Here is a 19,521-nt window from a genome sequence, read left to right on the forward strand (position 1 = left end):
CGGCCTCCTGCTCCGCGGCGGTGACCGCGCCGGCGGCGGCGATCCGGGCCGCGTGGGCCGCGGCGCGCTGGGCTTCCGCCTGCGTCAGCGCATCGCGGGCGGCGAGCAGTGCCGTCTCGGCCTCCACGACACTGCGTTGCGTCTCGGCCAGGGCGGCTGCCGGCACCAGGGCGGCCGTCGCCGCGTCATGCTCGGCGGCGATCCGGGTATGGGCCTCCTCGGCCCGGCGGACGCGCTGCGCCGCGGCGGCAAGGGCGGCTTCCGCCTGGCTGGCCTGAGCGGCGGCGGCGGCGGCTTCCTCGGTCGCACGTTCCGCGGCACGCTCCGCCTCGCGGGCGGCGTCCTCGGCCAACGCCAGCAATTCGCGCGCCTCGTCGAGGCGCTGCGGCAGCCCGGCCTCGGCGGCGGCGAGGGCCTGGTCCTCCTCCTGCAACCGCCGCGACGCGCCGGCAGCGTCCTCGGCGGTGCGCTCGGCATGGGCCAGGTCGCGGGTGATCTGTTCCAGGCGCTGGGTCGCGGTGGCGAGTGCCTCCCGTGCGCGGGCCTCCTCGCGCTCCAGCCCTTCCTGCTCGATGCGGCGGCGCTCCAGCGCCGTGCGCGCCTCGGCCTCGGCGGCGCGCGGTGCGGGCAGGGCCTGCTCGGCCTCGTGCAGGCGGATGGCGGCGGCCTCGGCCTCGGCCTCGGCCTGGCGCACGGCGTCCTGCGCCGCCTGCTGGCCATCGCGTGCGGCGTCGAGCGCGGCGGCGGCGCGCGCGGCCAGCAACGACAGCCATTCCCCCTCGGCCCCACGCACCAGGCCGGAGATGTTGCGATAGCGATTGGCCTGCCGGGCCTGGCGCTGCAGGGACTGGCGCTGCTGGTCGAGGCCGCCGAGCAGGTCCTCGGCACGGGCCAGATTCTGTTCGGCCTGGCGCAGCTTCAGCTCCGCCTCATGCCGGCGCGCGCGCAGGCCGGAGATGCCGGCGGCTTCCTCCAGCACCTGCCGGCGATCCTCCGGCTTCGCCTGGATCAGGGTCGCGACCCGGCCCTGGCTGACCATGGCCGAGGAGCGCGCGCCGGAGCCGATATCGGCGAACAGCGTCTGCACGTCGCGGGCGCGGAGCTCACGCCCGTTCACCCGGAAGGCCGAGCCCTCGCCGCGCGCGATGCGGCGGGAGATCTCCAGCTCCGCGACGCTCTCGTTCGGCGGCGGCGCCAGGCCGGCGGCGTCGTCCAGGCTCAGCGTCACCTCGGCCATGTTGCGGCCGGGGCGGGCCGCGGTGCCGGCGAAGATGACATCCTCCATCTCGCCGCCGCGCAGCGACTTGGCGGAGGTCTCGCCCATCGCCCAGCGCAGCGCCTCGACGACGTTGGACTTGCCGCAGCCATTCGGGCCGACGATGCCGGTCAGGCCCGGCAGCACATCCACGTTGGTGGGCTCGGCGAAGCTCTTGAAGCCCGCGATGCGGATGCGGGACAGCGTGGCGGCGCGCCGCTCGATCGGCGTCAGCGGCGCCTCGGCCTCCGGCGTCTCTTCGGTGCCGAGGTTGCGTGCCAGGCCGTCGTCGGGCGCCGTCATGCTCAGCGCGCTGCCTCGGCTGCGAAGCGATCATAGGCGATGGCGCCGGAGACGCTGCGGTTGCCGCCGAAGACGAAGGTCGGCGTGGCATTGACGCGGTGCTCGCGCTCGCCGGCCAGGCGGGTCTCGAGCACGGCGCGCTTCAGCTCGTCATCGGCCCAGGCGGCGTCGAAGGCGGCACGGGCCATGCCGGCGAGGGCGGCGATGCGGAAGACCTCCTCCTTGTTGTCGACGCCGCGCGCGAAGGCCCAGCGGTCCTGGGTCGCGAAGAGGGCGGAGATATAGCCCTCATAGCTCGCGACCGGCAGGGCACGGGCCACTGCCGCGGCGGAAAGGGCCAGCGGGTCGAGCGGGAAGTCGCGCCACACCATCCGGACCTGGCCGGTCTCGACCAGCTCCTGCTTCACGCGCGGCCAGGTCGTCTTGTGGAAGTCCGCGCAATGCGAGCAGGTCAGCGAGAAATACTCGATCACCTCGGCCCGCGCATCCGGGCGGCCGGCGGTCCGGGGGGCGAGGCGCGGATCCTGACCCTGGGCGCGGGCGAGGCTCGGCACCAGGGCGGCGGCGAGAAGATGGCGACGTTGCAACATAGACGGCAGTCTCCGGTCAGGGCGGCGAGAAGGATACCGCGACTCGCGGGGGCCGCTCAGCCCCTGGTCCGATAGACGCCGCGGGCCAGCTTTTCCAGCGCGGCGCGCAGGGGTTCGGAGCGAACCTCCGTGAGAGAAGCCGCGACTCGTGCTGGAAGCTGGGGTTCGGGGCGGGGCGGGGGAATCGCCGCCTGGCGGGGCGCTTCCTGCACGAATCGGAGCCGTTGCACCGGCGTGCCGCCGAGATGGGCGTTGATGCGGGCGATCAGTTCGGGTGCGAGATGGGTCAGCTCCATGGCGATGGGGCCGGAGCAGGCGAGCGTCAGGGTGCCGGCGGACAGGCGCTTCGGCACGCTGACGGCAGCGAGCGCCGGCCCGATGACCGCCGGCCAGTCGGCCATCAACTGGGCGCCGGCCGGGCTGCGGCGCTTGAAGGCCGGGCGGGTCAGCCGGGGCAGGATCGCACCCAGGGGGCGCGGGCCGCCGAAGAATCGGTCATTATCCGCCGTCATGCCACCCGCCGACCTCCTTCTCGTCTGGTATGACCGCCACCGCCGCACCCTGCCCTGGCGGGGTGAAGCCGATCCATACCGCGTCTGGCTCTCCGAGGTCATGCTGCAGCAGACCACGGTCGCGGCGGTGACGCCCCGCTATGTCCGGTTCCTGGCCCGATTCCCCGATGTCGCCGCCTTGGCCGCGGCCCCCTGGGAGGCGCTGGCCGAGGAATGGGCAGGGCTCGGCTACTACGCCAGGGCCCGCAACCTGCATGCGGCAGCGCGGGCAGTGGTCGCGGCCGGGGGCTTCCCGTGCAGCGCGGCCGGGCTCGCCGAATTACCGGGCATCGGGGCCTATACGGCCGCCGCCGTGGCGGCGATCGCCTTCGGGGAGCCGGTGGTGCCGGTCGATGGCAATGTGGAACGGGTGACGGCGCGGCTCTTCGCCGAGGCGGCGCCGCTGCCGGGGGCCAAGCCCAGGCTGGCCGCCCTGGCGGCGCGCTTCATGGAGCAGCCCGCTGCCCGCGCCCGGCCTTCGGATTTCGCCCAGGCGCTGTTCGACCTCGGCGCCACCCTCTGCACGCCGCGGCGCCCGGCCTGTGCGCTCTGCCCCTGGTCCGGGCATTGCGCCGCGGCGGCGCAGGGCATCCAGGAGAGCCTGCCGGCCAAGGCTGCGAAGAAGCTGCGGCCGGTGCGGTATGGCGTGCATTTCCTGCTGCGCGACACTGCAGGGCACATGCTGCTGCGCCGCCGGCCGCCGGAGGGACTGCTCGGCGGCATGCTGGAAGTGCCGGGCACCCCCTGGCGGGACGCGGCCTGGACACTCGCCGAGGCGATGCCCTTCGCGCCGGCGGCCCTGCCCTGGCGCGCGGCGAGCGGCGAGGCGCGGCACGGCTTCACCCATTTTGAGCTGCGCATGCGCCTGATGCTGGCCGAGGTTCCGCGCCTTTCGGACCGCGCCGGCTTCGAGGTCCATGTCGCCGGGGCGGCGGTACCGACCGCCATGCGGCGCCTGCTGGCGCTTGCCCCCGCCTGCCCGGCCATGCGAGAGGCGGGTTGATGACTGACCGATCGCAAAGGAGCCGCCCCATGGCCCTCGCCCTGACCGCCCCCCGCCAGGGGCTGCGCTTCGCCGGCCTCGTACTGCTCGGCTCCGCGGTCCTCGCCGCCTCGGCGCAGATCGCGGTGCCCTTCTGGCCGGTGCCGGCGACCATGCAGAGCCTCGCGGTGCTGCTGCTCGGCGCCTTCGGCGGCGCGCGCTTCGGCGTCGCTTCGGTGCTGCTCTATCTGGCCGAAGGGGCGATCGGGCTGCCGGTCTTTGCCAATGGCGCCGGCGGCATTGCCGCCCTGGCCGGGCCGACGGGCGGCTATCTGATCGGCTTCCTGCCGGCGGCCTGGATCGCCGGGCAGGCGCGCGGCGGCTGGCTGCGCAGCGGTGCAATGCTGCTGGCCGCGCATCTGGCGCTCTTCGTGCCGGGCCTGCTGTGGCTGGCGAGCTTCGTCGGCGTCGAGCGGGCGCTGATGGCCGGCTTCGTGCTGTTCATCCCCGGCACCGTGGTGAAGACGGCGCTGGCGCTCGCCGCGCTGCGCGCGGCGCCGGCCGGCTGGCGCCAGTAGCACAAGAGCGCCACGCGCGCCGTGCGCACGAATGAGTGCCCGGCCGGAGGCCGCCAGTTCCTGCGGAGCGAGCGCAGCGATGCTCCGGGGCCGCGAAAGCGGCCCCGCGCGCGACCAACCGTTGTCGCTAGTGCGCCCTGACAGCGCGCAAGCCAAGCACGCGGATGCGTGCGCCGGCGATTGAGGGCGAAAAATAGAGGGCGAAAAATTAAACTCCGCCGGCGATCTCGGTGCGGAATTCGTCGATGACGCGGAGCCGCCCGTCGCGGCCGAGCACGTGCCAGAAGGCCCAGCCATTGCAGGACGGCGCGTCCTGCACCGCAGCGCCGACCTTGTGGATCGAGCCCGTCGCGGTGCCGCAGCGCAAGGTGCCGTCGGCGCCGACCAGTGCCTCATAGCGTCGCGCGCGGTCGTAGAGGCGGGAGCCGGCCGGCACCAGGCCGCGCTCGACCAGCACGCCGAAAGGGATGCGTGGCTGTTCGCGTTTCGAGGGCAGGGTCTGCGCCGCGCTTTCGCCGATCGGCTCGATGGCGGCGAGGCGCTGCTTGGCGGCCTCGGCGTAGATCGGCTCGCGCTCGATGCCGATGAAGCGGCGGCCGAGGCGCTTGGCGACGGCGGCGGTGGTGCCGGAGCCGAGGAAGGGGTCGAGCACCACCTCGCCCGGCGCGGTGCAGGCCATGATGACCCGGTGCAGCAGTGCTTCCGGCTTCTGGGTCGGGTGGACCTTGACGCCCTTGACGTCGCGCAGGCGCTCGGCGCCGGTGCAGAGCGGGATGAACCAGTCGCTCCGCATCTGCAGGTCGTCGTTCAGCGCCTTCATGGCGGCGTAGTTGAAGCGGTACTTCGATTCCGGGCCGCGCGCCGCCCAGATCAGCGTCTCATGCGCATTGGTGAAGCGCCGGCCGCGGAAATTCGGCATCGGGTTCGCCTTGCGCCAGATCACGTCGTTCAGGATCCAGAAGCCGAGATCCTGCACCGTGGCGCCGAGGCGGAAGACGTTGTGGTAGGCGCCGATCACCCAGAGCGTGCCGTCCTTGCGCAGCACGCGGCGCGCTTCCGTGAGCCATTCGCGGGTGAAGGCGTCATAGGCGGCGAAGTCGTCGAAGCGGTCCCAGGCATCGTCCACCGCGTCGACCAGGCTGTCGTCCGGGCGCCGCAGCTCGCCCCGAAGCTGCAGGTTGTAGGGCGGATCGGCGAAGATCGCGTGCACGGATGCCGGCGGCAGGCTGCGCAGCATCTCGATGCAATCGCCGACCATGATCTGGTCGAGCGGCAGGTCCAGCCCGGTCCCCAAAGCGCCTATCCCCTCGGCCCCCCGGGGCCCTGCAAGTCATTAGAATCGCAGGCGCGACTCCGCGTCAAGCGAAGCGAAGGACAGCCTGGTCCACGGGCGCGAAACCGCGGCGGTGATGCGGGGATGGGCCATGCTCGGCGAGGGCCGCGCGATGCGCCGGGGTCGGGTAGCCGACATGGTTCGCGAAGCCATAGGCGGGCCAGCGCGTGTGCAGCCGCCGCATCGCGCGGTCGCGCGTCACCTTGGCGAGGATCGAGGCCGCCGCGATCGAAAGGCTCGCGGCATCGCCGCCGATCACGCATTGCGTGGCGCAGGGCAGGGAAGGCGCCTGGTTGCCGTCGATCAGCGCGAGGTCGGGCGCCGCCGCCAGGCGCAGCACCGCCCGGCGCATCGCGAGATGGGTCGCGGCCAGGATATTGATGCGCCCGATCTCCACGCTGCTCGCTGCGGCGATGGCGAAGTCGAGCAGCCCCGCCAGCGCCGCCTCGCGCAGTGCGGCGAAGGCGATGTCGCGCGCTTCGGGAGATAGCCGCTTGCTGTCGTCGAGCAGCCTTGCCAATCCCGCGCGCGGCTTCTTCCGGAACACCACGGCGGCGGCAAGCACCGGTCCGGCGAGCGGGCCACGGCCGGCTTCATCGACGCCAGCCACGCGGCCCCCATGGCGGAGTTCCAGAAGGTAGTCAGGCACCCAGTCGTCCCCCGGGCCGGCGATTCGGCCTGGGGCGAACTTAGCAGCCGGGGCGCTCCGTGCCTCCCCCGCCGAAGCAGCTCTCAGAACAGCGCGAGTTGCGCCTGCGGTTTCGCCTCCGGCTCCGGCACGCGGAACTGGGTGCAGTCGAGGCCGGTCCAGCCGATGACACCCGAGACCTTCGCACCGCGCCCGGCCGGCCCCAGCCCGTAGCGGCCGAGCGCCAGGGTGAAGCGCTTCGCCAGCAGCTCCGCATAGGGGCCGGTGCCGCGCTGGCGGATACCGAATCGGCTGTCATAGAGCGCGCCGCCCCGCATCTCCCGCACCAGCGCCAGCACGCGGCCGGCGCGGTCCGGCATGTGGTGGTTCAGCCAGGCCTCGAACATCGAGGCGATCTCGAGCGGCAGGCGCAGCGCGACATAGCCGGCGTGGCGGGCGCCATGCTTCGCCGACGCCTCCAGGATCCGCTCCAGCTCGATGTCGTTCAGCGCCGGGATCATCGGCGCCGCCAGCACGCCGACCGGCACCCCGGCATCGGCGAGCGCCCGGATCGCGGCGAGCCGGCGCGCCGGGGTCGCGGCGCGCGGCTCCATGACGCGGGCGAGCTTCGGATCCAGCGTCGTCACCGAGAGGCAGACATGCACGAGGTTGCGCGCCGCCATCCGCGTCAGGATGTCGAGGTCACGCAGCACGCCGGCCGATTTGGTGACGATGGTCACCGGATGGCCGAAGCGCTCCAGCACCTCCAGCACCCGGCGGGTGAGCTGCAGGGTGCGCTCGACCGGCTGATAGGGATCGGTATTGGCGCCGAGTGCTACTGGGCGCGGCGTGTAGCCGGGCTTGCGCAGCTCCTTCTCGAGTAGCGCCGCGAGCTCCGGCTTGAACATCAGCCGGGTCTCGAAATCGAGGCCGGGCGAATAGCCGAGATAGGCGTGGGAGGGCCGCGCATAGCAATAGACACAGCCATGCTCGCAGCCGCGATAGGGGTTGATCGAGCGATCGAAGCCGATATCCGGGCTGTCGTTCCAGGCCATGGCGCTGCGCGATTTCTCGGGCGTCAGCGTGGTGGGCAGCGGCGGGAGCTCGGCGAAAGCCTCCTCCAACGTGCCCCAGCCATCATCGAAGGCCTCGGCGGCGGCGCGCTCGTAACGGTTGGCCGGATTGGTGACCGAGCCCCGGCCGCGTCGCGCGCCTGAAGGCATTGCACCGCAGGGCGTCTCTTGGATGAAATCGCTGTCGAGACCGAGGCTGCCGTCCGGCATGGGAGTTCTCCATCCGTTCTCGTCGATATCAGCCAGCGGAGGCAGGGAAGTCAAGAACAATAAGGGAACATCGCCGAGAGCACAGACCGGGCGCGGCAGCCGCACCGCACCCGAATCCGCGGCCGCAGGCCGCCACTGATTCCTCCGGGGCGAGCGCAGCGATGCCCCGGGGCCGCGAATGCGGCCCCGCGCGCGACCGACAGTTGTCGCCAGAGCAAACCTGACAGCGCGAAAGCCAAGCGCGCGCATGCGCGCGCCGGCGCCTGAGGCTTACAAATTCTCTTTCAATCTTGGCATCAGCTCGACCAGATTGCAGGGGCGGAAGCGGGCATCGAGCTGATGGACCAGGATGTCGTCCCAGGCATCCTTGCACGCGCCGGGCGAGCCCGGCAGGGCAAAGAGATAGGTGCCGCCCGCGACGCCGCCGATGGCGCGCGACTGGATCGTGGAGGTGCCGATCTTCTGGTAGCTCAGCATCCGGAAAAGCTCGCCGAAGCCGATGATCTCCTTCTCCAGCACCCGCGCGAAGGCCTCCGGTGTCACGTCGCGGCCGGTGATGCCGGTGCCGCCTGTGGTGACCACGCAATCGACCTCGGGATCGGCGATCCAGGCGCGCAGGATTGCCTCGATGGCATCGGCCTCGTCGCGCTCGAGGCGGCGGGCGGCAAGCCTATGGCCGGCAGCCTCGATGCGCTGGACCAGCGTGTCGCCGGAGCGGTCGGTCGCGAGGTCGCGGGTGTCGCTCACGGTCAGCACCGCGATGTTCACGGGCAGGAAGCTGCGGCTTTCGTCAATCGGCATCGGCTGGCTCCGGTCTTTGACCCACAATGTGGGCCGCCGGGCGGCGAGAGCAAATCCGGATCGGATCGTCGGAGGGCGGATGCCCGGAGGCGTGAATCTGCTCCGGCAAACACTGGAGCAGATCGTCGGAGGGCGAACGCGCCCGGAGGCGTGAATCTGCTCCAGCAAACAAAAATCAGCGCGCCTCGCTCCGCTGCAGCATGGCGAGGATGTCCTGCGTCGAGGCGAAGCGCGGGAAGGCGCCGGCGGCCAACGCGTCGAGGCTCGGCGCGGGCAGGCTGAGCCGCGCGGCGTAGGCCCAGGAGAAGGACAGCACCCGCCGCACGAAATCCCGCGTCTCGTCGATCGGGATCGCTTCGATATAGAGGAAGGGGTCGTCGCGATGCGCGGTCGCGGGCTGCCAGCGCAGCACGCTGCCCGGGCCGGCGTTGTAGGCGGCGAGCAGGCGGATCAGGTTGCCGTCCACGCTCTCATGCCGGGTCAGGTGCAGCAGGTAGCGCTGGCCGAGCTCCAGCGACAGGCCAGGCTCGTGCAGGCGCTCGATCGCATCGCCCGCGAGTGTCGGGTCGTTGGTGATGAGGCTCGCGGTCTCCGGCATGAGCTGCATCAGCCCGCGTGCCCCGGCGCGGGAGATCGCGGTCGGTTCAAAATTCGATTCCTGCCGCGTCATCGCATAGAGCAGCGCCGGGTCGATGCGGAAGCCGCCCTCCGGTGACAGGCGCGGCATCGGCACGGTCTGCGCGATGCCGCCGGCCGCCGGTTCGGCCCCGGGCAGCCGTTGCGCGAGCTGGCCCGCGAGATGCTGCAGCCCGGCATGGGATGCGACCTGGTGCAGGGAGCGCAGCAGATCGGGATTGCGTTCGGCGCGCGGATAGAGGCGGCGGAGCTCGGCCTCCGCCCGCGCCCGCTGGCCGACCTGCAGCAGCGCGAGTGCGCGCCAGCCGGCGGGGATCGCGGCGATCTGCGCGGCGTCGCCGGGATCCGCCGCTTCCCGGCCGCGGCCAAAGCCGGGGTCGAGGCCGAGGGCGCGGCGCGCCACCTGGCCGTAGAAGCTGCGCGGCGCCTCCGCGGCGCGCAGCATCCAGGGCACGTAGAGCGCAGGCTGGCGCGATCGGACGGCGGCGCGGGCGGCCCAGAAGGCGGCGGCGGCGCGCTGCGCGGGCGTCGCCTCGCTGGCCTCCGCGGCGGCCTGGAACAGCGGCAGCGCCTGAGTGAACTCGCCGAGCCCCCAGGCGGCGAGCCCGGCGACGAAGCCGGCACGGCCGGAGGGATCGCCTGTGCGGGCGAGTGCCGAGGCCAGCGCCAGCGCCTCCGCATCGCGGCCGGCGCGAAAGGCGGCGGCCGCGACCTCCGCCCTTCGCGCCATGGCCGGTGCGGCCGGGCGCGCCGGTTGCGGCGGCCGGGCGCTGGGCGCCATCTCGGCATCCGGCGACAGGGCGCGGACCACGGGCGGGCTCGGGATCGCCTCGTTCGGACCGGCGGTGCGCACCAGCAGGGCATGGATTTCGGGCGCATCCGGCTGGTCGCCATACCGTGTTAGCCAGCCGCGCAGCGCATCCAGCCCGGGATTCTCGGCGCCCTCGCGCAGCCAGCGATGAGCGAGGATATGGCCAAGCAGGCGACGGTCGGAGAAGCGGGCCTGTTCGCGGATCGCCCGCGCATCCTCGCCGCGCGCCTGGAACTCGAAGATGCGGCGCAGCCGGGCCGCGGCCGCCTCCGGCAGCGGTTGCGGCAGGCCAGCGACCGGGGGCGCGCCTTCGCGGAACGGAATGGTTACAGCGCCCCGCGGCGGGTCCTGGGGACGGACCGACCGATCCGCGGTCGTCTGGTTGGCCCGTTGCGCGCCGGCCGCCTGGGGGAGGGCGAGCCAGCACGGGAGCCCGGCCAGGGCCGCGAGGGCCAGGGTCGATGCTCGCAGGGCCATGGGGCAGAGCGCGCGCATGGCGGGGTGGAGATACCGTTCGGACCCCCTTTGTGTCGAGGCCAGATCAGTCAGGGAATCGTTATGATGTGACCAGCGTCACGTTCCGGACAGTGCTTTCGACAAGGTGATCAGGCAGATACCAGTATCATTCGGGGCCGCATCAATTCGCCATGAGCGCCGCGCGCAGCATCAGCAGGTCTGCCCAGGCGTCGCGCTTGGCGATCGGCGTGCGCAGCAGATAGGCTGGGTGCAGCGTGGCCAGCACCGGCAGTGGGCCAAGTCCCGGCACCTCGATCTCCCGCCAGCGGCCGCGCAGCCGGGTTATGCCCTCCTTGCTCCCGAGCAGGCCCTTGGCCGCGGTGCCGCCGAGCAACACCAGGCGGCGCGGGCGGACGAGCGCGATGTGGCGCAGGATGAAGGGCAGGAAGAGCGCGATCTCGGCGTCGCTCGGCGTGCGGTTGCCGGGTGGGCGCCACGGTAGGATGTTGCTGATGTAGACGTTCTCGGCCCGGCTCAGCCCGATGCTCGCCAGCATGCGGTCGAGCAGGCGGCCGGACTGGCCGACGAAGGGCTTGCCGAGGCGGTCCTCGTCGGCGCCGGGCGCCTCGCCCACGAACATCAGGCCGCTGCCGGGGGTGCCGTCGGCGAAGACCAGGTTGGTCGCGGTCTCCCGGAGCGGTGAGCCGTCGAAGGCACGGATCGCCTCCCGCAGCTCGTCGAGCGTTCCGGCTGCGGCGGCCATGGCCGCGGCGCGCGAGGCGACCGGGGCCGCGAGGGCGACCGTTGCGATCGGCGGCGGGCCGGGCGACGGCGCGGCGGCCCCACCGATCTCGGGCGGGGCGGCGGGACGCAGCGGCACGGGCGCGCTGAAGCGGTCGGGCGGCGCATCCTCCAGCGCCTCCTCCGCCCCCCAGTCGAGCTGCAACCGCAGCGCTGCCAGCAGCGCCTCGCTCTCCGCGTCCATGCGTCCCCTTGACCATCCCACGCGGGGTTCCGCGCCGGCGGGCGAGAGGCTACATGCGAAGGGCAAGCGGAGGAACCCGGCCAGCATGAGTGACGCGGAACAGCGCGAGAGCATGGAATTCGACGTGCTGATCGTGGGCGGCGGCCCCGCCGGCCTCGCCGCGGCGATCCGCCTGAAGCAGCTTGCGCCCGATGCCGCCGTCTGCCTGGTGGAGAAGGGCAGCGAGATCGGCGCCCACATCCTGTCGGGCGCGGTGCTGGAGCCGCGCGCGCTCGACGAGCTGATCCCCGACTGGCGGGACGACCCGCCGGCGCTGGCGACACCGGCCGGCGATGACCGCTTCATGCTGCTGACCGAGAAGCGCGCCTTCCGGCTGCCGACGCCGCCGCAGATGAACAACCACGGCAACTACATCGTCAGCCTGGGCAATGTCTGCCGCTGGCTCGGCGCCCGTGCCGAGGCGCTCGGGGTCGAAATCTATCCGGGCTTCGCGGCATCCGAGACCATCATCGAGGACGGCGTCGTGAAGGGTGTCGTCGCGGGGGTGATGGGCATCGCCAAGGATGGCGAGAAGGGGCCCGACTACCAGCCGGGGATGGAGCTCCGCGCCAGCTACACGCTGTTCGGCGAGGGCTGCCGCGGGTCGCTGACCAAGGGGCTGTTCGAGCGCTTTGGGTTGCGGGACGGCGTGGCGCCGCAGACCTTCGGCCTCGGCATCAAGGAACTCTGGGAGATCCCGAAGGAGAAACACACGCCCGGGCTGGTGTGGCACTCCACCGGCTGGCCGCTGAAGTCCGACACCTATGGTGGCTCCTTCCTCTACATGCTGGGGGAGAACCTGGTCTCGGTCGGCTTCGTCGTCGGGCTCGACTATCCCAATCCCTGGCTCTCGCCCTTTGACGAGTTCCAGCGCTTCAAGACCCATCCGGCGGTGCGCGGTTTCTTCGAGGGCGGCAAGCGCATCGCCTATGGCGCGCGCGCCCTGAACGAGGGCGGGCTGCAATCAATCCCGAAGCTGGTCTTCCCGGGCGGCGCGCTGATCGGCGACACGGCGGGCTTCCTCAACGTGCCGAAGATCAAGGGCACGCACACCGCGATGAAGTCCGGCATGCTGGCGGCGGAGGCAGTGGCCGCGGCGCTCGGCGCCGAGACGCGGCCGCCGGTGCTGGACAGCTATCCCGAGGCGCTGCGCGCGAGCTGGGTATGGACCGAGCTGTCAGGCGTGCGCAACATCCGCCCCGGCTTCGCGAAGTTCGGCTTCTGGGGCGGCATGGCCAATGCCGCGCTCGACACCTACCTCTTCCGCGGCAAGGCGCCCTGGACCATGGCGCACCACGCGGACAACGCCAGCCTGAAGAAGGCGTCGGAGGCGCCGCGCATCGCCTATCCGAAGCCGGATGGCGTGCTGACCTTCGACCGGCTGTCCTCGGTGTTCCTCTCGAACACCAATCATGAGGAGAACCAGCCGGCGCATCTGAAGCTGCGCGATCCGTCGCAGTGGAAGGGCGTGAACTGGGATGCTTTCCGCAGCCCGGAGAGCCGCTACTGCCCGGCCGGCGTCTATGAGGCGGTGGGGCCGGAGGCCGAGCGGGAGCTGAAGGGCACCCCGGACGCCGAAGCGGCCGGGCCGGGCGCCGAGACCAGCGCCGGCAATGGCGGCGTGCGGCTGGTGATCAACGCGCAGAACTGCGTGCACTGCAAGACCTGCGACATCAAGGATCCGGACCAGAACATCGACTGGTGCACGCCGGAGGGCGGCGGCGGTCCGAACTACATCGGCGGGATGTGAGGCGCCTTGGTGCGCGATTTCGTTGCGCAGCAGGTGCGAAGCACGCTTAGCTGGCCGTCCCAGCCGCCGGGGAGGGACGACCATGCGCCGTATCGCACGCTTCGCTTTCAGCCTGTTTGCCGCCCTGGCGCTGCTCGCGCCTTTCGCCTTCGCGCAGAAGGACGGTGGCGGTCCAGGCACCAGCACCTATCGCGACAGCTCGGGCCGGATCACCGGCACGGCGGACCGCGGCACCGGCGGCGGCACCACTTACCGTGACGGCTCGGGCCGGATCACCGGCACGGCGGATCGCGGCACGGGCGGCAGCACCACCTTCCGCGATGGCTCGGGCCGGATCTCCGGCACGGCGGAGCGCAGCGGCAGTGGCACCACCTTCCGCGACAGCTCCGGCCGGATCACCGGCACGGCGACGCGCGACAGCACCGGCGCGGTGACCATGCGCGACAGTTCCGGCCGCATCACCGGCACCGAGACACGCGACAGCACGGGCCGCGTCACCATTCGCGATGCCAGCGGCCGGATCACCGGCACCCGCTGAGCGCCGCCGCCCCTTCACGCGCGGGCCGGGCCGGGGCAAGAGGGGGTTCCACGCCCGAAGGACGCATCCCCATGGCCCAGGCCGCCCCCGCCGGTTTCCAGCACGGCATCACGCTGGATGCCGCGATCACCATCGCCCGTGAGACACTCGCGAAGGGGCGGGAGCTCGGGCTCGCGCCGCTCACCGTCGTGGTGCTGGATGGCGGCGGCCATCGCAAGGCGCTGCTGCGCGAGGATGGCGGCTCTCTCCTCCGGCCGCAGATCGCCGAGGGGAAGGCCTATGGCGCGCTCGCCCTCGGCTTCGGCACGCGGGAACTGGCGCGGCGGGCCCAGGCGATGCAGGGCTTCATGAATGCCCTGTCGGACCTCGCCGGCGGCAGCGCGGTGCCGGTACCAGGCGGCGTGCTCGTGAAAAGTGCGGATGGCACGGTGCTTGGCGCGGTCGGCGTCTCCGGCGATGCCTCGGACAAGGACGAGGTCTGCGCCGTGGCGGGTATCCGTGCCGCCGGCCTGACGCCGGAAACCGGCGACCCGCTCTGAAGCATTCAGCCTGGCGGGCATCTTCTTCCGCTCGGCCGAACGGCTTTACGGCGCGGCAGGGGAATAGCATTCTCTCGCCGCGCCATTCGGGAAACATCCATGCTCCGCATCCACGGCATTCCGCGCTCGCGCGCCTTCCGCTGCATCTGGGCGGCGGAGGAAGCGGGGCAGGCCTACGAGATCATCCCCGTCGATCACCGGACGGATGTGCGGACGCCGGAATTCCGCGCCGTCAATCCGAACGGCAAGATCCCGGTTCTGGTCGATGGCGACCTGACGCTGTTCGAGAGTCTGGCGATCAACCTGCATATCGCCGGCAAGGCGGGTGCGCCCCTGCTGCCCGGCGGCGACGACCATGCGCGGACCCTGCAATGGGCGCTCTGGGCGGTGACGGAGGCCGAGCCGCAGGCGACGCTCTGGAGCTATAATACCGTCAGCCGCCCTCCAGCGGAGCGCGATCCGGCACTGGCGGCGGCCGGGGCCGAAGGGCTGCGTGCCCGGCTGGCGGTGCTGGAGGCGCAGCTCAATGGGCGCGACTTCCTACTGGGCGGCGGTTTCACCATCGCCGACTGCAACTTGGCCGGCGTGCTCTACAGCCCCTGGTTCAACAAATTCCCGATGGACGATCTGCCGCGCGTCGCCGCGTGGCTGACCCGCTGCCTGGAGCGGCCCGCGGCGCTGCGCGCGCGGGCGCTGCGGGAGGCCTGAAACGCAGACGGCGGCTGGGGATTTCCGGCCGCCGCTGCAATCCGTCTATCGGATCCGTTCAGCGCCAGACAAGTTGCTGGCGCGAGCAGGTCTCGATGCCGCGCCGCTCGACCGGCTGGCCGTTCATGAAGACGACGCGGACATCGGCGTTGCAGCCACGGCCGAGGGGCAGGTTGATGAACATGCTGCCGCCCGGCTGCAGCACGTTGGCGCCCAACCGGTCCGGCCCCCAGTTCCGGTCGGTGGACAGCGAGATGTAGATCTCCCGGATCGTGGTGCCGGTGCCGTTGACGAAGGTGAAGGATGGATTGCCGCCGCTGGGCACCTCGCCGATCGCGGCACCCGGCCCGCCGCCGCCGCCCACATAACCGCCACCGCCGCCGCCGAAGGCGATGCGGGAGAGGTTGCAGGCATTCACCTGCATGCGGCGGTCCTCGGCGCCGCCCTGGTAGCGGACCCGGACATCGAGCAGGCAGTCGCCGAAATTCGGCGTCACCCAGACCTGCTGGCCGGGCGGCAGCACGCCGGTGCCGAGGATGTCCGGCCCCCAATCCTCGAGGCGCGAGGGGGAGACATAGGCCTCCATGATCGTCTGGCCGGAATTGTTGACCAGGTAGAAGCGATTCTGGGCCTCGGCCGGTGCCGCCCCCATCGCCATTGCGGTCAGGGCGAGAAGCCCGACCAGAAAAGCCCGCATGCGCATGTGACCTCCGCCTCTCAAGCAGGTCCCGTTCGGATGATGTCATCCGGACCGGTGGGATGTTCGCCAAAACAAATGGCCGGAACATGGTGCGTGCGCCGAAGCGCACGGCCGTGTTCCAACGATATGGAACGACGCTAGACCAGATCGGCACGGATTGGAATCAACCGTGTGCGAAGCTGCGTGAGGCTGCCCGGACCTACTCCGCGGCCGCGCTCCGGGGCTGCCCGGCGTCACGCAGGCGGATCGCCTCCGCCAACACCCGCTCGGCCGCGACCGGCTTGCTCAGCAGCGCGGTCGGGCCGCTCCGCCGCAGCTCGGCCAGGGCCGCCAGCGTGGTGTCGTGCGCGTGGCCGGTGAGCAGCAGGGCCGGCAGGGCGGGATGCGCCGCGCGCGCGGCGGCGAGCAGCGCGAGGCCATCCATGCCCGGCATCGCGACATCGGTCACCAGCACCTCCGGCGGTTTCGCCGCGGAGAGGCGGGCAAGGGCGGCCTCGCCGCAATCAGCGGTCTCGACCTGGGCACCGCGGTCACTGAGCTCCTGGGCCAGGATCTCGCGCAGCGCCGGCTCGTCATCGACCAGCAGCAGGCGCGGCAACGCAACCCCGGCGGCAGGCAGGCCGGCGCCTTCGTCGGGATCGGCGGATAGCGGGGCGGATGCCGCCGTATCGCGTGGCAGCCATAGCGTGACACAGGTGCCGCGGCCGGGCGCGCTGTCGATCGCGAGCCCGCCACCGGATTGCTCGGCGAAGCCGCGCGCCATGGAAAGGCCGAGCCCGGTGCCCTTGCCAGCGGGCTTCGTCGTGAAGAAGGGCTCCATGGCATGGGCGAGCGTTGCCGCGTCCATCCCATGCCCGGTGTCGGTGACTGAAAGCCGGATATAGGCGCCGGGCGGCAGGCCGGCCGGGGCGGGATGCGCGGCGTCGGCCGCGAACACCGCCTCGGCCGCCGCCAGCACCAGCTCCCCGCCCGCGGGCATGGCGTCGCGCGCATTGACCGCGAGGTTCACCAGCACCGTCTCGAGCTGGCCGGGATCGGCGAAGAGGGCGGGCGGATCGGCGGGAACATCCAGCCGCACCGCGATGTTGGGGCCGATGGTGTGGGCCAGCACGTCGGCGATGCCCTCCAGCAACGGCCGCGGGGCCACGGCGCGGGCGCGCAGCTCGTCGCGGCGGGCGAAGGCGAGGAGGCGGCGCGTGATGTTGCCGCCGCGCTCCGCGGCATCGACGATCATGGCGGCGAGGCGGGCGACGGATGCGGCCTCGCCCGGGCGCTTGGCGATCAGCCGCGCACCGCCCACCACCGCCTGCAGCACGTTGTTGAAGTCGTGCGCCACGCCGCCGGCGAGCTGGCCGAGCGCCTCCAGCTTCTCGGCCTCCGCAAGGCGGCGCTGCAGCAGGCGGTTCTCGGTGACGTCGCGGCCTTCCTGGATCAGCAGGGTGACCGCGCCGCTGCGCGGATCGCGCACCGGCTTGAGGGTGAAGTCGATGACGGCGTTGCGGCCCTCGGCGTCGCGGATCTCGGCCTCGTAGCGCAGGAACTGGCCGGCGGCGGCTTCGGCGATCGCGGTCCGCAGATGCCGGCGGGTGACGGCATCCTCGGGCCACCAGGGGGCTTCCCAGAGCGGCCGTCCCACGACATCCGCCTCCTCGGCGCCGATATAGTCGAGCGCGGTGCGGTTGGCCGAGAGCAGCGTGCCGTCCGGCGAGAGCAGGCTGATGAACTGGAACTGCGCGTCGAAGACGCCGCGCAGCCGCGCCTCGCTCTCGCCGAGCTGGGCGGTGCGCTCGGCCACCAGCTCCTCGAGCTGCGCCTCGGTGCGCGCCGCCGCCTCGCGCGCGGCGACCAGCTCGGAGATGTCGGTCGAGGTGCCGAACCAGCGCAGGATCTGGCCGCCCATGTCGCGGAAGGGCTCCGCGCGGCTCAGGAAGCAGTGCCACTGGCCGGCCGCGCTGCGGTAGCGGTGCTCGATCGTGAAGGTCTCGCCGGTTTCGATCGCCGCGGCCCAGGCCTCGGCGGTGGCGGCCGCGTCCTCAGGGTGCAGCGCCGCGTGCCGGTGCTCGCCGGCGATGCCGGCGGGAAAGCCGCTGAAGTCATACCAGCGGCGATTGAGATAGATGGTCCGGCCGTCCGGGGTCGCGGTCCAGACGATCTGGGGCATGCGGTCGACGAGGGCGTGGAACTGCGCCTCGGCGGCGATCAGCGCGGCCGCCTCGGCCTCCGCCTCGGTGGCGCGGCGTTCCGCCTCGGCGCGCTGCTGCCCGGCGCGGCCGGCCTCCAGCAGCGCGACCCGCATCTGCTCGAGCTCCGCCGTGCGTTGCGGCGGCAGCGGCGCCGGGCCCGGCGTGCCGGTCAGCAGTGCGCCCGCGTGCTCGGCAAGCGCCCTCAGCGGCGCGGAGAGGGAGCGGCCGAGGACCAGCGCCGCCAGCGCCGCCACCAGCACCAGCATCAGCGCGGCGAGGGCCATGCGCTCCAGCGGCGCCCGCCAGGCGCCGTCGAAGCGGTCGCGCGGGACGGCGACCTGCACGGTCCAGCCGCCGCGGCCGAACGGTGCCTGGCCGACCATCGCCCGGGTGCCGTCCGGCAGCCGACCCTTGACCAGCGCCGTGCCCTCGCTCGGCAGCGGGCTGTCCGGTGGCACGAAGCCCTGGGGCAGGCCGAGGGCCGGTGCCGAACGCCCGGCATGCGCGATCACGATGCCGGCGGCATCGGTCACCACCACCTGCACATCCTCTGGCAGCGGCAGCGAGCGCAGGATATCGGCCAGCCGTTCCGGCCCGATCCTGAGGCGCAGCATATGGGTCACCTGGTCGTCGCGCAGCACCGGCGCGAACAGCGGCGCGGTGAAGCCGCTGCCCGCGGCGTCGATGTCGGGCGCATCGGCCAGCACCGCCCGGCGTTCCGCGAGCGCGCGGTCGAAGGCCGCGGAGGGGCCGAGGCGTGCGGGCGGGGCACTGGCGCTGGTTTCGAGCAGCAGCCGGCCATCAAGGGCGGCCAGCGCCACGGAGCCGTGGAAAGCGCGGCCCACGGTCACGGCCTGTCGACGGAAGCCCTCGAGGTCGCCGCGGTCGATCAGGGGCGAGGCGGCCAGCGCGTCGAGCGCCCCGATCGCGGCCTGGATGTCGCGGTTGAGGGCGCTCGCGGTCGTCTGGGCACTCTCGCGCAGGGCAGCCTCGGCCTCGTCGCGGTAGCTGTGGCCGAGTTGCCAGACCGCGAGCACGCCGAAGCCGAGGGCCGGCAGCGCCACGGCGAGCACTAGCGCGACGAGCTGCGTGCGCAGCCCGACGCGGAAGCGCAGCCCTTGAGATGCGGACCGACGACTATCCGGCAAGCCTCTGTCCTCGTTGTCTTGCCGCAGCGTGATCGCGGCGGCGTGAGTTTAGCCCGGACCGCGCGCGAGGGCGACCATCGCCTTTCGAATGCGTGAGCGGGAGTGATGCGGATCCGTGATGGTTCCTGCATGGGCCGCGCCGGGGATCGCATCCTAATATCGCCGGATGGCGACGGAATCGATCCTGGTGCTCGGCGCGGGCGGGCATGGCAAGGCGGTGCTCGACCTGCTGATGGCGGGGCGCGCCTGGCGCATCGCCGGCGTCGTGGACGCGGTGCCACGCCTCGCCTCGGTGCTGGGCCATCCGGTGCTGGGCGATGAGACGCGGCTCGCGGCGCTGCGGCAGGCGGGGGTCACGGCGGCGCATCCGGCGATCGGCGCCAATGCAGCGCGGCTGGCAGCCGCGGCCCGGCTGGCGGCGACGGGCTTCGCCTTGCCGGCGCTGATCCATCCGGCGGCGGTGATCGGCGCGGCGGCCGTGGTCGAGGAGGGGGCCGTGGTCATGGCACGGGCGGTGATCGGGCCGGAGGCGCGGATCGGGCGGCTCGCGCTGGTGAACAGCGGCGCCATCGTCGAGCATGACTGCGTGCTCGAAGACGCGGCGCATGTCGGACCGGGCGCGGTGCTGGCGGGCGGCGCGCGGGTTGGCGCCGGGGCCCTGATCGGGGCCGGCGCGGTGCTGGCGCCGGGTGTCTCGGTGGGCGCCGGCGCGATGGTGGCCGCC

Annotated in this window: 18 protein-coding genes; 7 read left to right on the top strand and 11 right to left on the bottom strand. The window is 72.4% G+C overall.

Features of this window, described 5'->3' with window-relative positions; all coding sequences use genetic code 11:
- From GXW71_RS32040 to GXW71_RS32050, 3 genes are all read right to left on the bottom strand, one after another.
- Positions 1–1,558 (bottom strand): AAA family ATPase (locus tag GXW71_RS32040; protein WP_211857514.1); only part of this gene is annotated, 1,558 nt, incomplete at its 3' end.
- A 2-nt stretch (positions 1,559–1,560) separates the two neighbouring features.
- The gene (locus GXW71_RS32045; RefSeq protein ID WP_211857515.1) at positions 1,561–2,148 is read right to left on the bottom strand and encodes a thioredoxin domain-containing protein; all 588 of its coding nucleotides are present in this window, start codon (positions 2,146–2,148) and stop codon (positions 1,561–1,563) included.
- Between the two features lie 56 nt (positions 2,149–2,204).
- Complete coding sequence (locus GXW71_RS32050; protein WP_211857516.1) at positions 2,205–2,660, bottom strand: DUF721 domain-containing protein; 456 nt, start codon at positions 2,658–2,660, stop codon at positions 2,205–2,207.
- On the opposite strand from GXW71_RS32050, the gene GXW71_RS32055 reads away from it, so the two are divergent.
- The gene (locus GXW71_RS32055; protein ID WP_211857518.1) at positions 2,659–3,702 is read left to right on the top strand and encodes an A/G-specific adenine glycosylase; all 1,044 of its coding nucleotides are present in this window, start codon (positions 2,659–2,661) and stop codon (positions 3,700–3,702) included. The two genes, GXW71_RS32050 and GXW71_RS32055, sit on opposite strands and share 2 nt — an antisense overlap.
- A 29-nt stretch (positions 3,703–3,731) precedes the next feature.
- Positions 3,732–4,259, top strand: coding sequence for a biotin transporter BioY (locus GXW71_RS32060; RefSeq protein WP_211857527.1), 528 nt, complete (start codon positions 3,732–3,734; stop codon positions 4,257–4,259).
- Between the two features lie 208 nt (positions 4,260–4,467).
- Here the strand turns inward: GXW71_RS32060 and GXW71_RS32065 are convergent, their stop codons facing one another.
- The 6 genes from GXW71_RS32065 to GXW71_RS32090 form a co-directional block, all read right to left on the bottom strand.
- Entirely contained in the window at positions 4,468–5,517 is a 1,050-nt protein-coding gene (locus tag GXW71_RS32065) for a site-specific DNA-methyltransferase (RefSeq protein WP_211857580.1), read from the bottom strand.
- Between the two features lie 100 nt (positions 5,518–5,617).
- Positions 5,618–6,241: a ribonuclease HII gene (locus GXW71_RS32070; RefSeq protein ID WP_211857529.1), complete on the bottom strand. Its 624-nt coding sequence runs from the start codon at positions 6,239–6,241 to the stop codon at positions 5,618–5,620.
- An 83-nt stretch (positions 6,242–6,324) separates the two neighbouring features.
- Positions 6,325–7,503: a PA0069 family radical SAM protein gene (locus GXW71_RS32075; protein WP_408902025.1), complete on the bottom strand. Its 1,179-nt coding sequence runs from the start codon at positions 7,501–7,503 to the stop codon at positions 6,325–6,327.
- Positions 7,504–7,773: 270 nt separating this feature from the next.
- Entirely contained in the window at positions 7,774–8,304 is a 531-nt protein-coding gene (moaB, locus tag GXW71_RS32080) for a molybdenum cofactor biosynthesis protein B (RefSeq protein WP_211857537.1), read from the bottom strand.
- A 175-nt stretch (positions 8,305–8,479) separates the two neighbouring features.
- Entirely contained in the window at positions 8,480–10,228 is a 1,749-nt protein-coding gene (locus GXW71_RS32085; protein ID WP_211857539.1) for a lytic transglycosylase domain-containing protein, read from the bottom strand.
- Between the two features lie 160 nt (positions 10,229–10,388).
- Positions 10,389–11,192, bottom strand: coding sequence for a uracil-DNA glycosylase (locus GXW71_RS32090; RefSeq protein ID WP_211857541.1), 804 nt, complete (start codon positions 11,190–11,192; stop codon positions 10,389–10,391).
- 85 nt (positions 11,193–11,277) lie between these two features.
- Between GXW71_RS32090 and GXW71_RS32095 the strand changes: the two genes are divergently transcribed.
- The 4 genes from GXW71_RS32095 (at position 11,278) to GXW71_RS32110 (ending at position 14,766) form a co-directional block, all read left to right on the top strand.
- The gene (locus tag GXW71_RS32095; protein WP_211857543.1) at positions 11,278–12,981 is read left to right on the top strand and encodes an electron transfer flavoprotein-ubiquinone oxidoreductase; all 1,704 of its coding nucleotides are present in this window, start codon (positions 11,278–11,280) and stop codon (positions 12,979–12,981) included.
- A gap of 82 nt (positions 12,982–13,063) precedes the next feature.
- Positions 13,064–13,519 (top strand): hypothetical protein, encoded by a 456-nt coding sequence (locus tag GXW71_RS32100; RefSeq protein ID WP_211857545.1) that lies wholly within the window; start codon positions 13,064–13,066, stop codon positions 13,517–13,519.
- Between the two features lie 71 nt (positions 13,520–13,590).
- On the top strand, positions 13,591–14,058 hold the full coding sequence (locus GXW71_RS32105; RefSeq protein ID WP_211857552.1) for a GlcG/HbpS family heme-binding protein: 468 nt from the start codon (positions 13,591–13,593) through the stop codon (positions 14,056–14,058).
- A 99-nt stretch (positions 14,059–14,157) separates the two neighbouring features.
- Positions 14,158–14,766: a glutathione S-transferase family protein gene (locus GXW71_RS32110; protein ID WP_211857554.1), complete on the top strand. Its 609-nt coding sequence runs from the start codon at positions 14,158–14,160 to the stop codon at positions 14,764–14,766.
- Between the two features lie 58 nt (positions 14,767–14,824).
- Here GXW71_RS32110 and GXW71_RS32115 read toward each other — a convergent pair whose 3' ends face one another.
- Positions 14,825–15,463 carry a Tat pathway signal protein gene (locus GXW71_RS32115; protein ID WP_246527083.1) on the bottom strand — a complete coding sequence of 213 codons (639 nt, stop codon included), beginning with the start codon at positions 15,461–15,463 and terminating at the stop codon, positions 14,825–14,827.
- Between the two features lie 202 nt (positions 15,464–15,665).
- On the bottom strand, positions 15,666–18,797 hold the full coding sequence (locus tag GXW71_RS32120) for a hybrid sensor histidine kinase/response regulator (protein ID WP_211857576.1): 3,132 nt from the start codon (positions 18,795–18,797) through the stop codon (positions 15,666–15,668).
- A 166-nt stretch (positions 18,798–18,963) separates the two neighbouring features.
- Here GXW71_RS32120 and GXW71_RS32125 point away from each other — a divergent pair.
- Positions 18,964–19,521, top strand: a 558-nt coding sequence (locus GXW71_RS32125) for a NeuD/PglB/VioB family sugar acetyltransferase (protein WP_211857578.1), incomplete at its 3' end; no start/stop codon positions are given.

The sequence above is a fragment of the Plastoroseomonas hellenica genome (assembly GCF_018129085.1).
In the GTDB taxonomy this organism is placed as follows: Bacteria; Pseudomonadota; Alphaproteobacteria; order Acetobacterales; family Acetobacteraceae; genus Plastoroseomonas; species Plastoroseomonas hellenica.

Bases quoted from the DNA above. Each gene is read 5' to 3' on its own strand.
- GXW71_RS32045 (WP_211857515.1), bottom strand. From the start codon at position 2,148: ATGTTGCAACGTCGCCATCTTCTCGCCGCCGCCCTGGTGCCGAGCCTC.
- GXW71_RS32055 (WP_211857518.1), top strand. From the start codon at position 2,659: ATGCCACCCGCCGACCTCCTTCTCGTCTGGTATGACCGCCACCGCCGC.
- GXW71_RS32050 (WP_211857516.1), bottom strand. From the start codon at position 2,660: ATGACGGCGGATAATGACCGATTCTTCGGCGGCCCGCGCCCCCTGGGT.
- GXW71_RS32060 (WP_211857527.1), top strand. From the start codon at position 3,732: ATGGCCCTCGCCCTGACCGCCCCCCGCCAGGGGCTGCGCTTCGCCGGC.
- GXW71_RS32065 (WP_211857580.1), bottom strand. From the start codon at position 5,517: ATGGTCGGCGATTGCATCGAGATGCTGCGCAGCCTGCCGCCGGCATCC.
- GXW71_RS32075 (WP_408902025.1), bottom strand. From the start codon at position 7,503: ATGCCGGACGGCAGCCTCGGTCTCGACAGCGATTTCATCCAAGAGACG.
- moaB (WP_211857537.1), bottom strand. From the start codon at position 8,304: ATGCCGATTGACGAAAGCCGCAGCTTCCTGCCCGTGAACATCGCGGTG.
- GXW71_RS32085 (WP_211857539.1), bottom strand. From the start codon at position 10,228: ATGGCCCTGCGAGCATCGACCCTGGCCCTCGCGGCCCTGGCCGGGCTC.
- GXW71_RS32090 (WP_211857541.1), bottom strand. From the start codon at position 11,192: ATGGACGCGGAGAGCGAGGCGCTGCTGGCAGCGCTGCGGTTGCAGCTC.
- GXW71_RS32095 (WP_211857543.1), top strand. From the start codon at position 11,278: ATGAGTGACGCGGAACAGCGCGAGAGCATGGAATTCGACGTGCTGATC.
- GXW71_RS32100 (WP_211857545.1), top strand. From the start codon at position 13,064: ATGCGCCGTATCGCACGCTTCGCTTTCAGCCTGTTTGCCGCCCTGGCG.
- GXW71_RS32105 (WP_211857552.1), top strand. From the start codon at position 13,591: ATGGCCCAGGCCGCCCCCGCCGGTTTCCAGCACGGCATCACGCTGGAT.
- GXW71_RS32110 (WP_211857554.1), top strand. From the start codon at position 14,158: ATGCTCCGCATCCACGGCATTCCGCGCTCGCGCGCCTTCCGCTGCATC.
- GXW71_RS32115 (WP_246527083.1), bottom strand. From the start codon at position 15,463: ATGCGGGCTTTTCTGGTCGGGCTTCTCGCCCTGACCGCAATGGCGATG.